This is a genomic window from Streptomyces sp. NBC_01214, from assembly GCF_026340975.1.
GTDB lineage: Bacteria > Actinomycetota > Actinomycetes > Streptomycetales > Streptomycetaceae > Streptomyces.
In genome coordinates this window covers 2,215,759-2,229,600 of the sequence record NZ_JAPEOS010000002.1, presented here as the reverse complement: position 1 = coordinate 2,229,600, position 13,842 = coordinate 2,215,759, and the positions used below count along the sequence as shown (strand labels likewise).

The 13,842-nt window shown below is 70.3% G+C and carries 11 protein-coding genes; 10 read left to right on the top strand and 1 reads right to left on the bottom strand.

Features of this window, described 5'->3' with window-relative positions:
* Positions 1-75: 75 nt before the first annotated feature.
* The 3 genes from OG594_RS34785 (at position 76) to OG594_RS34775 (ending at position 3,287) form a co-directional block, all read left to right on the top strand.
* The gene (locus OG594_RS34785; protein ID WP_266606356.1) at positions 76-1,107 is read left to right on the top strand and encodes an Rv2578c family radical SAM protein; all 1,032 of its coding nucleotides are present in this window, start codon (positions 76-78) and stop codon (positions 1,105-1,107) included.
* A gap of 112 nt (positions 1,108-1,219) precedes the next feature.
* The gene (locus OG594_RS34780; protein WP_266606355.1) at positions 1,220-2,812 is read left to right on the top strand and encodes an alpha/beta hydrolase; all 1,593 of its coding nucleotides are present in this window, start codon (positions 1,220-1,222) and stop codon (positions 2,810-2,812) included.
* Between the two features lie 55 nt (positions 2,813-2,867).
* Positions 2,868-3,287 carry a RidA family protein gene (locus OG594_RS34775; RefSeq protein ID WP_266606354.1) on the top strand — a complete coding sequence of 140 codons (420 nt, stop codon included), beginning with the start codon at positions 2,868-2,870 and terminating at the stop codon, positions 3,285-3,287.
* A gap of 111 nt (positions 3,288-3,398) precedes the next feature.
* On the opposite strand, the gene OG594_RS34770 is transcribed toward OG594_RS34775, so the two are convergent.
* Positions 3,399-3,950, bottom strand: a complete 552-nt coding sequence (locus OG594_RS34770) for an adenylosuccinate lyase (protein ID WP_266606353.1) — start codon at positions 3,948-3,950, stop codon at positions 3,399-3,401.
* Positions 3,951-4,346: 396 nt separating this feature from the next.
* Between OG594_RS34770 and OG594_RS34765 the strand changes: the two genes are divergently transcribed.
* From OG594_RS34765 to OG594_RS34735, 7 genes are all read left to right on the top strand, one after another.
* Positions 4,347-6,146 (top strand): 3-hydroxyacyl-CoA dehydrogenase family protein, encoded by a 1,800-nt coding sequence (locus OG594_RS34765; protein WP_266606352.1) that lies wholly within the window; start codon positions 4,347-4,349, stop codon positions 6,144-6,146.
* Positions 6,147-6,309: 163 nt separating this feature from the next.
* Positions 6,310-7,122 carry a TetR family transcriptional regulator gene (locus tag OG594_RS34760; RefSeq protein ID WP_266606351.1) on the top strand — a complete coding sequence of 271 codons (813 nt, stop codon included), beginning with the start codon at positions 6,310-6,312 and terminating at the stop codon, positions 7,120-7,122.
* A 405-nt stretch (positions 7,123-7,527) separates the two neighbouring features.
* Positions 7,528-8,865 (top strand): crotonyl-CoA carboxylase/reductase, encoded by a 1,338-nt coding sequence (ccrA, locus tag OG594_RS34755; RefSeq protein ID WP_266606350.1) that lies wholly within the window; start codon positions 7,528-7,530, stop codon positions 8,863-8,865.
* Positions 8,866-8,896: 31 nt separating this feature from the next.
* On the top strand, positions 8,897-10,978 hold the full coding sequence (locus tag OG594_RS34750; RefSeq protein ID WP_266606349.1) for a protein meaA: 2,082 nt from the start codon (positions 8,897-8,899) through the stop codon (positions 10,976-10,978).
* Positions 10,975-11,949 (top strand): CoA ester lyase, encoded by a 975-nt coding sequence (locus OG594_RS34745; RefSeq protein ID WP_266606348.1) that lies wholly within the window; start codon positions 10,975-10,977, stop codon positions 11,947-11,949. The genes OG594_RS34750 and OG594_RS34745 overlap by 4 nt, the downstream gene beginning before the upstream one ends.
* A 5-nt stretch (positions 11,950-11,954) precedes the next feature.
* On the top strand, positions 11,955-12,467 hold the full coding sequence (locus tag OG594_RS34740) for a MaoC family dehydratase (protein ID WP_030010163.1): 513 nt from the start codon (positions 11,955-11,957) through the stop codon (positions 12,465-12,467).
* A gap of 2 nt (positions 12,468-12,469) precedes the next feature.
* Positions 12,470-13,675 (top strand): acyl-CoA dehydrogenase family protein, encoded by a 1,206-nt coding sequence (locus OG594_RS34735; RefSeq protein WP_266606347.1) that lies wholly within the window; start codon positions 12,470-12,472, stop codon positions 13,673-13,675.
* Positions 13,676-13,842: the final 167 nt, after the last annotated feature.

The window sequence follows — 13,842 nt, the reverse complement described above, 5'->3', positions numbered from 1 at the left end:
TATTTTCGAGGCCCGCACGATCATGGGAACACTTGTTCTATTCTCGGGCCTCAGAGCTACCGAGGGAGGCGCACCATGCGCTGGGAGAACCTGGCCGAGGGGTCCGCGGGTCCCGCCGCACTGTTCGGGGCCGACGCCGTCGTGACCCGGACCATCGACACCCCCGAGTTCCGGGGGATCACCTTCCACGAGGTACGCGCCCGGTCGATCGTCAACCGGGTGCCCGGCGCCTCGCGCATGCCGTTCGAATGGACCGTGAACCCCTACCGGGGATGCAGCCACGCCTGCGTGTACTGCTTCGCCCGCAAGACGCACAGCTATCTCGACCTCGACACCGGCCTCGGCTTCGACTCCCAGATCGTCGTCAAGACCAACGCCCCCGAACTGCTGCGCCGCGAGCTCGGCTCGCCCCGCTGGACCGGCGCGCACATCGCCATGGGCACGAACGTCGACTGCTACCAGCGCGCCGAAGGCCGGTACCGGCTGATGCCCGGGATCATCGAGGCCCTGCGCGACCGCGCCAACCCGTTCTCGATCCTCACCAAGGGCACGCTGATCCTGCGCGACCTCCCCCTGCTGCGCGCGGCCACCGAGGTCACCGAGGTCGGCATCTCGGTCTCGGTCGGCTTCACCGACACCGGGCTCTGGCGGACCGTCGAGCCGGGCACCCCCTCCCCCGCCGCCCGGCTGGGCGCCGTACGGGCGCTCACCGACGCCGGGATCGAATGCGGGGTGCTGATGGCCCCGGTGATCCCCTTCCTCGGGGACTCCCCGGAGCAGCTTCGGGCGACCGTACGGGCCGTGGCCGAGGCCGGCGCGACCTCCGTGACACCCCTGGTACTCCATCTGCGGCCCGGGGCGCGCGAGTGGTTCACGGCCTGGCTGGGCGCCCACCACCCCCACCTGGTCCCCCGGTACGAGCGGATGTACGCGGGCGGGTCGTACGCGCCCACCTGGTACCAGCGCCGGATCACCCGCCAAGTCCACGAACTGGCGGCCGAATTCGACATCGGCCCGGCCCGCCGGGGCGAGACCCGCAAGATCGTCGCGCCGGTGCCGCCGAACGGCTCCGCGCCCGCCGCGGCCACGCAGCTCAGCCTCCTGTGACGGCCGGCGCCGCCTGAACGGTCATCACATCGGGCCAATCGGTGGCCCAATCCCGCCTTCCAGGCTCGGTTTCCGGGACGATTCCGCCCAGAACCCTCGGCTGGGAGGCCCCATGCTCCACCCCTTGAAGAAGCGCGCCGCTGTCCTGCTGTCGATCTCCACCGTCGCCGCCGCCTGCGCCGCCGCCCTCGCGAGCCCGGTGACGGCCGCGCCCGCCGCCCCGGCCGATCCGGCCGCGCAGGCGCCGGCGCAGGCGGCGCTGCGCTGGACCGGCTGCACCACCCCGCGGTACCCCACGCTGCAGTGCGCGTCCCTCAAGGTGCCCCTCGACCACGCGCGTCCGGACGGCCGCCAGATCACGCTCGCCCTGACCCGGGTCCCCCACACCGGCCCCACCTCCCAGGGCCCGCTGCTGGTCAACCCGGGCGGCCCGGGCGGCAGCGGCCGCAGCCTGGCCGGATACATCGCCTCCGCCCTGCCCAAGGAGGTGGCCGCCCAGTACGACGTGATCGGCTTCGACCCCCGGGGCGTCGGCAAGAGCGAGCCCGCCCTGGACTGCGCGGCCGGGCACTTCAAGCCCGCGCGGCCGGACTCCGTCCCCATGGACGGGGCCACCGAGCGGGCCAACCTGGACCGGGTGCGCTCCTTCGCCGAGTCCTGCGGGGCCAAGCACGCGGACGTGCTGCCGTACATCGACACCGTCTCGGCCGCCCGGGACATCGAGGCGCTGCGCGGCGCTCTCGGCGCGGAGCGGATCAGCTACTTCGGCTACTCGTACGGGACCTACCTGGGCGCGGTGTACGCCAAGCTCCACCCGGGCCGCGTGCACCGGCTCGTCCTGGACTCCGTGGTCGACCCGGGCGGGGTCTGGTACGAGGACAACCTCGCCCAGGACCTCGCCTTCGACACCCGCCACAAGGCCTTCTTGGCCTGGGTGGCCCAGTACGACGCCACCTACAAGCTCGGCACCGACCCGGCGGAGGTCGAGCGGGCCTGGTACGCGATGCGCGACGCGCTGCGCGAGAGCCCGGCCGGGGGCAAGGTGGGGCCGGCGGAGCTGGAGGACACCTTCATGCCCGGCGGGTACTACAACGGCTACTGGCCGAACCTGGCCGAGGCCTTCGCCGCGTACGCGGTGGCCAAGGACCCGAAGCCGCTGGTGGCCGCCTACGAGCGGTTCGGCGCGGTGGAGCCCACCGCCGGCAACGGCTACAGCGTCTACACGGCGGTGCAGTGCCGGGACTCGGCCTGGCCGAAGGACTGGAACCAGTGGCGCGCGGACATGTGGCGCACCCACGCCAAGGCGCCGTTCATGACCTGGAACAACGCCTGGTACAACGCCCCGTGCGCGTTCTGGCCGACGGAGCCGCTCGAGGCCCCGGACGTGACCAACGCGGACCTCCCGCCCGCCCTGCTGCTCCAGGCGACGGACGACGCGGCGACCCCCTTCGAGGGGGCGCTCAGCATGCGGGAGAAGCTGTCGGGTTCGGCCCTGGTGGTGGAGCAGGGCGGCGGCAACCACGGCATCGCCCTCAGCGGCAACAAGTGCTTGGACGAGAAGGTGTCGGCCTACCTGACGACCGGCAGGGCCACGGACGCCACCTGCCCCGCCCAGGCGGCCCCGAAGCCGACCACGGCGACCCGCGCCGTGCCCGCCTCCGCGGGCGGTGCGGCCCTGCACGGCCTGCTCGGCTTCCGCGGCTGACGCCCACCCGGCCCACCCCGTCAGGGCGCGAGGGGAAGGGGGCAAGATCGTGGCCATGACCACGACACCGTCGCACAGCAGCCACCTGACCCGTATCGCCGCACCGGAAGGAGTCGCCGCGAGCCCCCACTACAGCCACGTGGCGTGGGGCACGGGGCGCTTCGTCGCCGTGTCCGGACAGTGCGCGCTCGACGAGCGGGGCGAGGTCGTGGGCGAGGGGGATCCGGCCGCCCAGGCCCGGCAGGTGTTCGAGAACCTGCGCCGGTGCCTGGCGGCGGCCGGGGCGACCTTCGACGACGTCGTGAAGCTCACCTACTTCGTGACGGACGTCGCCCACCTCCCGGCGGTGCGGGAGGCCCGCGACGCGGTGATCCCGGCCGACCGCCTCCCGGCCTCCTCGGCCGTGCAGGTCTCCGCGCTCTTCCGGCCCGAACTCCTGGTCGAGATAGAGGCCTTCGCGGTCATCGCCGCATAGCGGGCCGCGATCCCCGGCCTGCGCACCCCGGCCTGCGCACTCCAGCCCGTGCGCCTCAACCCGCGATGCCCGGCCCGCGCACCTCAACCCGTGCGCCTCGGCCCGCGCGCCTCAGTCCAGGTTGCGCAGCGCGGCCGTTGCCGCCACCGCCAGCCGGGGGTGGGACTGGGCGCGGGTGAGCAGTTCGCGGGCCCGGGGATCGGCGAGCGCACCGAGGCCCTCGATGCAGGCCAGGGCCACCCGCCAGTACGGGTCGTGCGGGTGCAGCAGCCGCGAGAGGGTGGCCATCAGGGCCGGTACGGACTCGGGGGCGCGCAGGGCGACGAGCAGCCGTACGGGCTGCAGGGCGTAGGCCGTGCGCAGGGCGTTGGTGGCGAGGGCCGCTGCCGCGCGGGCGGTGCGCGGGTCGTCGAGGACGGCCAGCGCCTCGGCGGCGGCCGCGCAGCGGGCCGGGTCCCGGTGGTTCAGGAGCAGCACGAGGGATTCGAAGGCGCGGCGGTCTCCCGCGAGGCCCAGTCGGTACGCGGCCAGTTCGCGGGCCCACAGGGGCAGCCCGGCCGAAGTCAGGGAGGCGGCGAGACCATCGGGGGCGGCGGTGAGCAGCACCTCGTACTCGGGTGACGGTCCCGCCTCCGCCCGCAGGCGCTCCAGCACGTCGTTCACCCGGCCACCCTAGGGGGACGCAGCGGTCGCCGTGCCGGGTTTCGGGACATCGGGGACGGCCCGTTGATCGATGATCGATGATCGGTACATTTGGGCGGTACAGGTCACATCTCCGCGCTCTGGCGGACCAGTTACCGGCGGGTTACTGTCGTTGCAACACGTACGAGGGCGGCCTGGTGACGCAGCCGCCTCGTGCCGGTCGGTTCGTTTCTTCACGGTGTGACCCCGGGACAGGGTTCCGCCGTTTCCGCCCCGGGGACTCGTTCTCCGCGGGCACCCCCTCTTCGGGCCCGCTCACCCCGGGTCCTTCACCGCACGGCTCTTCCGTACGGCATCCGCGCGCGCCGTGCGCCGCGCGCCCTCTCAGTCGTCACCCTCATCCACTGGAGTCCCTCGATGGACCGTCAGTCCAGTCAGCCCACCCTCCAGACCATCGCCGTCGTCGGCCTCGGCACGATGGGCACCGGCATCGCCGAGGTCCTCGCCCGGGCCGGCCGCGAGGTCATCGGCATCGACATCAGCGAGGCCGCCGCCCAGCGGGCCGCGACCTCCCTCGCCGCGGCCACCGCGCGCTCCGTCGCCCGGGAGCGCCTCACCGAGCAGGAGCGGGCCGACGTGCTCGCCCGCTTCCGCACCTTCACCGATCTGGGCGCCGCCGCCGAGGCCGATCTGGTCATCGAGGTCGTCCCCGAGTCGTACGAGATCAAGCAGCAGGTGTTCCGCGAGCTCGACGCGATCGTGCGGCCCGACACCATCTTGGCCACCGGCACCAACGCCCTGTCGGTGACGCGCATGGCCGCCGAGTCCCTGCGCCCCGAGCGCGTGCTGGGCCTGCACTTCTTCAACCCCGCCCCCGCGATGAAGCTGGTCGAGATCGTCTCCTGCGTCCTGACCGCCCCGCCGGCCGTCGAGGCGGTCACCGAACTGGCCCGCGAGCTCGGCAAGGAGCCCGTTCCGGTCGGCGACCGGCCCGGCTTCGTCGCCGACGGCCTGCTCTTCGGCTACCTCAACCAGGCCGCCGCCATGTACGAGGCGCGGTACGCCTCCCGCGAGGACATCGACGCGGCGATGCGGCTCGGCTGCGGGCTGCCCATGGGCCCGCTCGCGCTGCTCGACCTGATCGGCGTGGACACCGCCCGCACCGTCCTGGAGGCCATGTACGCCTCCTCCGGCGACCGGCTGCACGCCCCGGCCCCGATCCTGGGCCAGCTGGCCGAGGCGGGCCTGACCGGGCAGAAGTCCGGCCGCGGCTTCTACACGTACGAGGCGCCGGGCAGCTCGGTGATCGTCCGCGACCTGCAGACCCCGCTCGACGGGTCCCTGGTCGGCACCGGCCGCCCCGTCAGCTCGGTCGGCGTGGCCGGCTCGGGAACGATGGCGAGCGGGATCGCCCAGGTCTTCGCGCAGGCCGGTTACAGCGTGGTGCTCGCCGCCCGCAGCCAGGAGAAGGCCGAGGCCGCCAAGGCCGCGATCGGGAAGTCCTTGGGCCGTGCGGTGTCCAAGGGCCGCCTGACCGAGGAGGGCGCGGCCCAGACCCTGGACCGGATCACCCCGGCCGGATCGCTGGACGCCTTCGCCGAGGTGGACCTTGCCGTCGAGGCCGTCGCCGAGGACCTGGCGGTCAAGCAGGAGCTCTTCGCGACCCTGGACAAGGTCTGCAAGCCGGGTGCGGTGCTGGCCACCACCACCTCTTCGCTGCCGGTGATCGCGGTCGCCCGCGTGACCTCGCGTCCGCAGGACGTGATCGGCATGCACTTCTTCAACCCGGCCCCGGCGATGAAGCTGGTCGAGGTGGTCCGGACCGTCCTGACCGCCGACGACGTGCACGCCACGGTCCGCGAGATCTGCCTCAAGGTGCGCAAGCACCCGGTGGACTGCGGCGACCGGGCCGGCTTCATCGTGAACGCGCTGCTGTTCCCGTACCTCAACAACGCGATCAAGATGGTCGAGCAGCACTACGCCGACATCGACCAGATCGACGCGGCGATGAAGCTGGGCGGCGGCTACCCGATGGGCCCGTTCGAGCTCCTCGACGTGGTCGGTCTGGACGTCTCGCTGGCCATCGAGAAGGTCCTGCACAAGGAGTTCCGCGACCCGGGCCTGGCCCCGTCCCCGCTGCTGGAGCACCTGGTGGCGGCGGGCTGCCTGGGCCGGAAGACCGGCCGCGGATTCCGTGAGTACGCCGCCCGCCGGTAATCCGTCGGGCCACGAGCCGGATGCGTGGGGAGGGCTGCTCGGGCCCGCCGGACCCTCACGGCGGGCCAACCCTCACGAGCCCAGTGCGGGCCCTCCCCCGCATCCACCCCTCTCTCACCCCCCGCAGGCGCGCACCCCTGCACGAATGAAGTACTTTCGCTCTATGTCCCAGCCCGCCAAGACCTCGCCCCGCGCCGCCACGGCCTCCGACACCCCGGAGAGTCCGGCCGGCACCAAGGCGGCCGCCCAGCGGCTCAAGATGCGCCGCGAGCTCGCTGCCGCGGCCATGGAGCTCTTCGCGACCAAGGGGTACGAGGCGACGACGGTCGACGAGATCGCCGCGACCGCCGGGGTGGCGCGGCGGACCTTCTTCCGGCACTTCCGGTCCAAGGAAGAGGCGATCTTCCCGGACCACGACGACACCCTGACCCGCGCCGAGGCCGTCCTGGACGTGGCCCCGGCGCACGAGCACCCGCTCGACACGGTGTGCCGCGGGATCAAGGAAGTCATGAAGATGTACGCCGCCTCGCCGGCGGTGTCGGTGGAGCGCTACCGGCTGACCCGTGAGGTGCCGGCGCTGCGGGAGCGGGAGATCGCCTCGGTGGCCCGGTACGAGCGGCTGTTCACCCGCTACCTGCTGGCCCATTTCGACGAGCACGACCACCACGACGGCAACGACGACCCGCTGCTGGCCGAGGTGGCCGCCTCGGCGGTGGTCACCGCCCACAACCACGTGCTGCGGCGCTGGCTGCGCGCGGGCGGCCAGGGGGACGTCGAGGCGCAGCTGGACCACGCCTTCTCGATCGTCCGGAAGACGTTCGGCACGGGCATCGGTGCGGGCCGCACCCTGAGTACGGAACCGGCCGCTCCGGCGGCCGTGCGCACGCAGGGCGAGGTGTTGGTGGCGGTGGCCCGGACCGACGCCCCGCTGGACGAGGTCATGCGGACCATCGAAGAGGCGCTGCGCGCCAAGTAGCAACCGCTCCCCCAGTGACCGCCGGGGGTGCGCCTGGTCACAGTGGCCGCTCCCGTTCCGGGGGCGGCCACTGTCGTATGTCCGGCTTGCCCCTACTCGCGGGTAACTCTGATCGATCATCGCTCATCGGTGCAGGTCAATCCGCAAATGAGAGAAAGTTTTGGCACGCGGTGCCTTGCCGGGTGACACGGGGTGCCATACGTTGAAGTGGTCCGGATGTCCCCGCGACCCACGCCCACCCGGCGTGGAACGCGCCCCGGATCGCCTGCGTCACCAGGCACCGCACGCCTCACCACGGGCGTCGCCCAGCACCACTGCACCAGCCGGACCGACGGCACACCGCACCCGCACCACGCACCCCGTTTACCTCAGCGCACCCTCATCAGCGCTAGCCGGAGGCTCACCGTGAAGGACATCCTGGACGCGATTCAGTCGCAGTCCGCCACCGCAGCAGACTTCGCGGCCCTGCCGCTTCCCGAGTCCTACCGCGCGATCACCGTGCACAAGGACGAGGCGGAGATGTTCGCCGGGCTCACCACGCGCGAGAAGGACCCGCGCAAGTCCCTGCACCTGGACCAGGTCCCGGTGCCGGAGCTCGGCCCGGGCGAGGCCCTGGTCGCCGTCATGGCCTCGTCGGTCAACTACAACTCCGTGTGGACCTCGATCTTCGAGCCGGTTTCCACCTTCAGCTTCCTGGAGCGCTACGGCCGCCTGTCGGAGCTCACCAAGCGCCACGACCTGCCGTACCACGTCATCGGTTCCGACCTCGCGGGCGTCGTGCTGCGCACCGGCCCCGGCGTCAACGCCTGGAACCCGGGCGACGAGGTCGTCGCGCACTGCCTCTCGGTCGAGCTGGAGTCCTCCGACGGCCACAACGACACGATGCTCGACCCCGAGCAGCGCATCTGGGGCTTCGAGACCAACTTCGGCGGCCTGGCGGAGATCGCCCTGGTCAAGTCGAACCAGCTGATGCCGAAGCCCGACCACCTGAGCTGGGAGGAGGCCGCCTCCCCCGGTCTGGTCAACTCCACCGCCTACCGCCAGCTGGTCTCCCAGAACGGCGCCGGCATGAAGCAGGGCGACAACGTCCTGATCTGGGGCGCCAGCGGCGGCCTCGGCTCCTACGCCACCCAGTTCGCGCTGGCCGGCGGCGCCAACCCGATCTGCGTGGTCTCCAGCCCCGAGAAGGCGGACATCTGCCGGGCCATGGGCGCCACGGCGGTCATCGACCGCAACGCCGAGGGCTACAAGTTCTGGAAGGACGAGCACACCCAGGACCCGCGCGAGTGGAAGCGCTTCGGCTCCAAGATCCGCGAGCTGACCGGCGGCGAGGACATCGACATCGTCTTCGAGCACCCGGGCCGCGAGACCTTCGGCGCCTCGGTGTACGTCACCCGCAAGGGCGGCACCATCACCACCTGCGCCTCGACCTCGGGCTACATGCACCAGTACGACAACCGCTACCTGTGGATGTCGCTGAAGCGGATCGTCGGCTCGCACTTCGCCAACTACCGCGAGGCCTGGGAAGCCAACCGCCTGATCGCCAAGGGCAAGATCCACCCCACCCTGTCGAAGGTCTACTCCCTGGAGGAGACCGGCCAGGCCGCCTACGACGTCCACCGCAACCTCCACCAGGGCAAGGTCGGCGTCCTCGCGCTGGCCCCCGAGGAGGGCCTGGGCGTCCGCGACCACGAGATGCGCGCCAAGCACCTCGACGCCATCAACCGCTTCCGCAACGTCTGAGACCGTTCAAAGGCCTAAGGGACAGCCTGAGATGACAGAGCGCCAGAAGGACCGTCCGTGGCTCATGCGGACGTACGCCGGCCACTCCACGGCCGAAGCGTCCAACGAGCTGTACCGCCGCAACCTCGCCAAGGGCCAGACCGGCCTGTCGGTCGCGTTCGACCTGCCGACGCAGACCGGCTACGACCCCGACCACATCCTCGCCCGCGGCGAGGTGGGTCGGGTCGGGGTCCCGGTCTCCCATCTGGGCGACATGCGGCGGCTGTTCCAGGACATACCCCTGGAGCAGATGAACACCTCGATGACGATCAATGCCACGGCCATGTGGCTGCTGGCGCTCTACCAGGTGGCGGCCGAGGAGCAGGGCGCGGACATCGCCCAGCTCCAGGGCACCACCCAGAACGACATCGTCAAGGAGTACCTCTCGCGCGGGACGCACGTCTTCCCGCCGGGGCCGTCCCTGCGGCTGACGACGGACATGATCGCGTACACGGTCAACCACATTCCCAAGTGGAACCCGATCAACATCTGCTCGTACCACCTCCAGGAGGCCGGGGCCACCCCGGTCCAGGAGATCTCGTACGCGATGTCCACGGCGATCGCGGTCCTCGACTCGGTGCGCGACTCGGGCCAGGTGCCCCAGGAGCGCTTCGGCGAGGTCGTCGCCCGGATCTCCTTCTTCGTGAACGCGGGCGTCCGCTTCATCGAGGAGATGTGCAAGATGCGCGCCTTCGGCCGCATCTGGGACAAGGTCACCAAGGAGCGCTACGGCATCGAGAACGCGAAGCAGCGTCGCTTCCGTTACGGCGTCCAGGTCAACTCCCTGGGGCTGACCGAGGCGCAGCCGGAGAACAACGTCCAGCGCATCGTGCTGGAGATGCTCGCGGTCACCCTCTCCAAGGACGCCCGCGCCCGCGCCGTGCAGCTGCCCGCCTGGAACGAGGCGCTGGGTCTGCCCCGGCCCTGGGACCAGCAGTGGTCGCTGCGCATCCAGCAGGTCCTGGCGCTCGAGAGCGACCTGCTGGAGTACGAGGACATCTTCGCCGGATCCCACGTCATCGAGGCCAAAGTCGACTCCCTGGTCGCCGACTGCCTGGCCGAGATCGACCGGATCCAGGAGATGGGCGGCGCCATGGCCGCCGTCGAGTCCGGTTACCTGAAGGGCGAGCTGGTCTCCTCGCACGCCGAGCGGCGGGCGCGGATCGAGGCCGGCGAGGACAAGATCGTCGGCGTCAACTGCTTCCAGCAGACCGAGGAGAACCCGCTCACCTCCGACCTGGACGGCGCCATCATGACGGTCGACCCGGCAACGGAGGCGCTGACCGTCGAGCGCATCGGCCGCTGGCGCGCCGAGCGGCAGGAGTCCTCGGACCGCCAGGGGAACGGCGACCCGTTCGTCTTCCCCACCACCCAGCAGGCGCTGGAGCGCCTCAAGGAGGCCGCGGCGGGCACCGAGAACCTGATGGAGGCCACGCTGGAGTGCGCCCGCGCCGGTGTCACCACCGGCGAGTGGGCCAGCGCCCTGCGCGAGGTGTTCGGTGAGTTCCGCGCCCCGACCGGGGTCTCCTCGGCCCCGGTGGCGGTCACCGCGGAGCCCGGTACGCCGATGCACGAGGTCCGCGAGAAGGTGTCCCGCACGGCCGACGAGCTCGGCTCGGGCCGGCTGCGCCTGCTGGTCGGCAAGCCCGGCCTGGACGGGCACTCCAACGGCGCCGAGCAGATCGCCGTCCGGGCCCGCGACGCCGGCTTCGAGGTGGTCTACCAGGGCATCAGGCTGACCCCGGAGGAGATCTCCACCGCGGCGCTGGCCGAGGACGTGCACTGCGTGGGACTGTCCATCCTGTCCGGCTCGCACAGCGCTCTGGTCCCGGACGTCCTGGAACGGCTGCGGACGGCGGGGGCGGGTGACATCCCCGTCATCGTCGGAGGCATCATTCCGAACGCCGACGCCGTGACGCTCAAGGCAGCGGGTGTCGCCGCCGTCTTCACGCCGAAGGACTTCGGCATCACGGAGATCATCGGCCGTATCGTCGACGAGATCCGCAAGGCCAACAAGCTCGCCCCCCTCGACATCGACAACGCACTCGTTGCAAGCACGGAGGTCCCCGCATGACCACGCCCGTCCACCCGGTGAACCGCCTTCGCCCGCGTCGCTCCTGCCTCGCGGTGCCCGGATCGAACCCGCGGTTCCTGGAGAAGGCCCAGGGCCTGCCGGCCGACCAGGTCTTCCTGGACCTGGAGGACGCCTGCGCGCCGCTCGCCAAGGAAGGCGCCCGCCACACCATCGTGGACGCGCTGAACAACGGCGACTGGACCGGCAAGACCCGCGTCGTCCGCGTCAACGACTGGACCACCCACTGGACCTACCGCGACGTCATCACGGTCGTCGAGGGCGCCGGCCAGAACCTCGACTGCATCATGCTGCCGAAGGTCCAGGACGCCCAGCAGGTCGTGGCCCTGGACCTGCTGCTGACCCAGATCGAGAAGACCATGGGCTTCGAGGTCGGCAAGATCGGCATCGAGGCGCAGATCGAGAACGCCAAGGGTCTGGTGAACGTCGACGAGATCGCCGCCGCCTCGCCGCGGCTGGAGACCATCATCTTCGGCCCGGCCGACTTCATGGCCTCCATCAACATGAAGTCCCTGGTCGTGGGCATGCAGCCGCCCGGCTACCCGGCGGACGCCTACCACTACATCCTGATGCGGATCCTGATGGCGGCCCGCATGCACAACCTCCAGGCGATCGACGGCCCCTTCCTCCAGATCCGCGACGTGGACGCCTACCGCGAGGTGGCCGGCCGGGCCGCCGCGCTGGGCTTCGACGGCAAGTGGGTGCTGCACCCCGGCCAGGTCGACGCGGCCAACGAGGTCTTCTCCCCCTCCCAGGAGGACTACGACCACGCCGAGCTGATCCTCGACGCGTACGACTGGTGCACCTCGGAGGCCGGCGGCAAGAAGGGCTCGGCGATGCTCGGCGACGAGATGATCGACGAGGCCAGCCGCAAGATGGCCCTGGTCATCGCCGGCAAGGGCCGGGCGGCCGGCATGGAGCGCACCACCAAGTTCGAGATCCCGGAGGCCTGATCCCGATGCAGTTCGGACGCACGTACGAAGAGTTCGAGGTCGGGGCGGTCTACAAGCACTGGCCCGGAAAGACGGTCACCGAGTACGACGACCACCTCTTCTGTCTGCTGACCATGAATCACCACCCGCTCCACATGGACAGCAATTACGCGGAGAACACGACCGACTTCGGCAAGAACGTGGTCGTGGGCAACTACATCTACTCGCTGCTGCTCGGCATGTCCGTGCCGGACGTCTCCGGGAAGGCCATCGCCAACCTGGAGATCGAGTCCCTGCGGCACGTGGCGCCGACCTTCCACGGCGACACCATCTACGGCGAGACCACGGTCCTCGACAAGACCCCGTCGAAGTCGAAGAACGACCGCGGGATCGTCTACGTGGAGACCAAGGGCTACAAGCAGGACGGCACCCTCGTCTGCGTCTTCCGGCGCAAGGTGATGGTCCCGACCGAGACGTACATCAAGGAGCGCGGCGGCGAGCAGCCCGGCCGCCCCACGCTGAAGGAACAGGGGAAGTAGCCATGGCCCGACTCGCCCAGACCGCCGGGCTGACCGACGTCCAGCGGGAGATCCTCAAGACCGTCCGGGAGTTCGTCGACAAGGAGATCATCCCGGTCGCCACCGAGCTCGAACACCGTGACGAGTACCCGCAGCAGATCGTCGACGGCCTCAAGGAGCTCGGCCTCTTCGGCCTGATGATCCCGGAGGAGTACGGCGGCCTGGGTGAGTCGCTCCTCACCTACGCCCTGTGCGTCGAGGAGATCGCCCGTGGCTGGATGTCCGTCTCGGGCATCATCAACACCCACTTCATCGTGGCGTACATGCTCAAGCAGCACGGCACGCAGGAGCAGAAGGACCACTTCCTCCCGCGCATGGCCCTCGGCGAGGTGCGCGGCGCGTTCTCGATGTCCGAGCCGGCGCTGGGCTCCGACGTGTCGGCCATCACGTCCAAGGCGGTGAAGGACGGCGACGAGTACGTCCTGAACGGCCAGAAGATGTGGCTGACGAACGGCGGCAGCTCCACCCTGGTGGCCGTTCTCGTCCGGAGTGACGAAGGACACCCCGAGGGCACCGCGCCCCACAAGTCGATGACGACCTTCCTCGTCGAGAAGGAGCCCGGCTTCGGTGAGGTCCGTCCCGGCCTGACCATCCCCGGCAAGATCGACAAGATGGGCTACAAGGGCGTCGACACGACCGAGCTCATCATGGACGGACTGCGCATTCCGGCCAATCGGGTACTCGGCGGGCAGACGGGCCGAGGGTTTTACCAAATGATGGACGGGGTCGAGGTCGGCCGCGTCAACGTGGCGGCGCGTGGCTGTGGCGTCGCTCAGCGTGCCTTCGAGCTGGGTGTCTCTTATGCCCAGCAACGTCACACTTTCGGCAAGCCGATCGCCCAGCACCAGGCGATTCAGTTCAAGCTGGCCGAGATGGCTACCAAGGTCGAAGCCGCCCATGCGATGATGGTCAATGCAGCACGCAAAAAGGACTCTGGGGAACGAAACGACCTCGAAGCAGGGATGGCGAAGTACCTCGCCTCCGAATACTGCAAGGAGGTCGTCGAGGACGCCTTCCGCATCCACGGTGGATACGGATTCTCGAAGGAGTACGAGATCGAGCGTCTCTACCGGGAGGCCCCGATGCTGCTGATCGGTGAAGGTACCGCCGAGATCCAGAAAATGATCATCGGGCGACGCCTGCTCGAGGAGTACCGGCTTCAGGGCTGAAAGTCCCTTTTGCAGCGAATCATCCATGGGTTCGTTGCGAAAGGATCACTGGCAGTGACTGGCTGACGGTCATCGACTCGGCTTCTGGCTTGCCCAGTTGTTGCGCGCAACCGATAGCATTCCAGTAAAGCCGCCGTCCCGTCCCCCCGTTTGCGGCGCGGCAATCA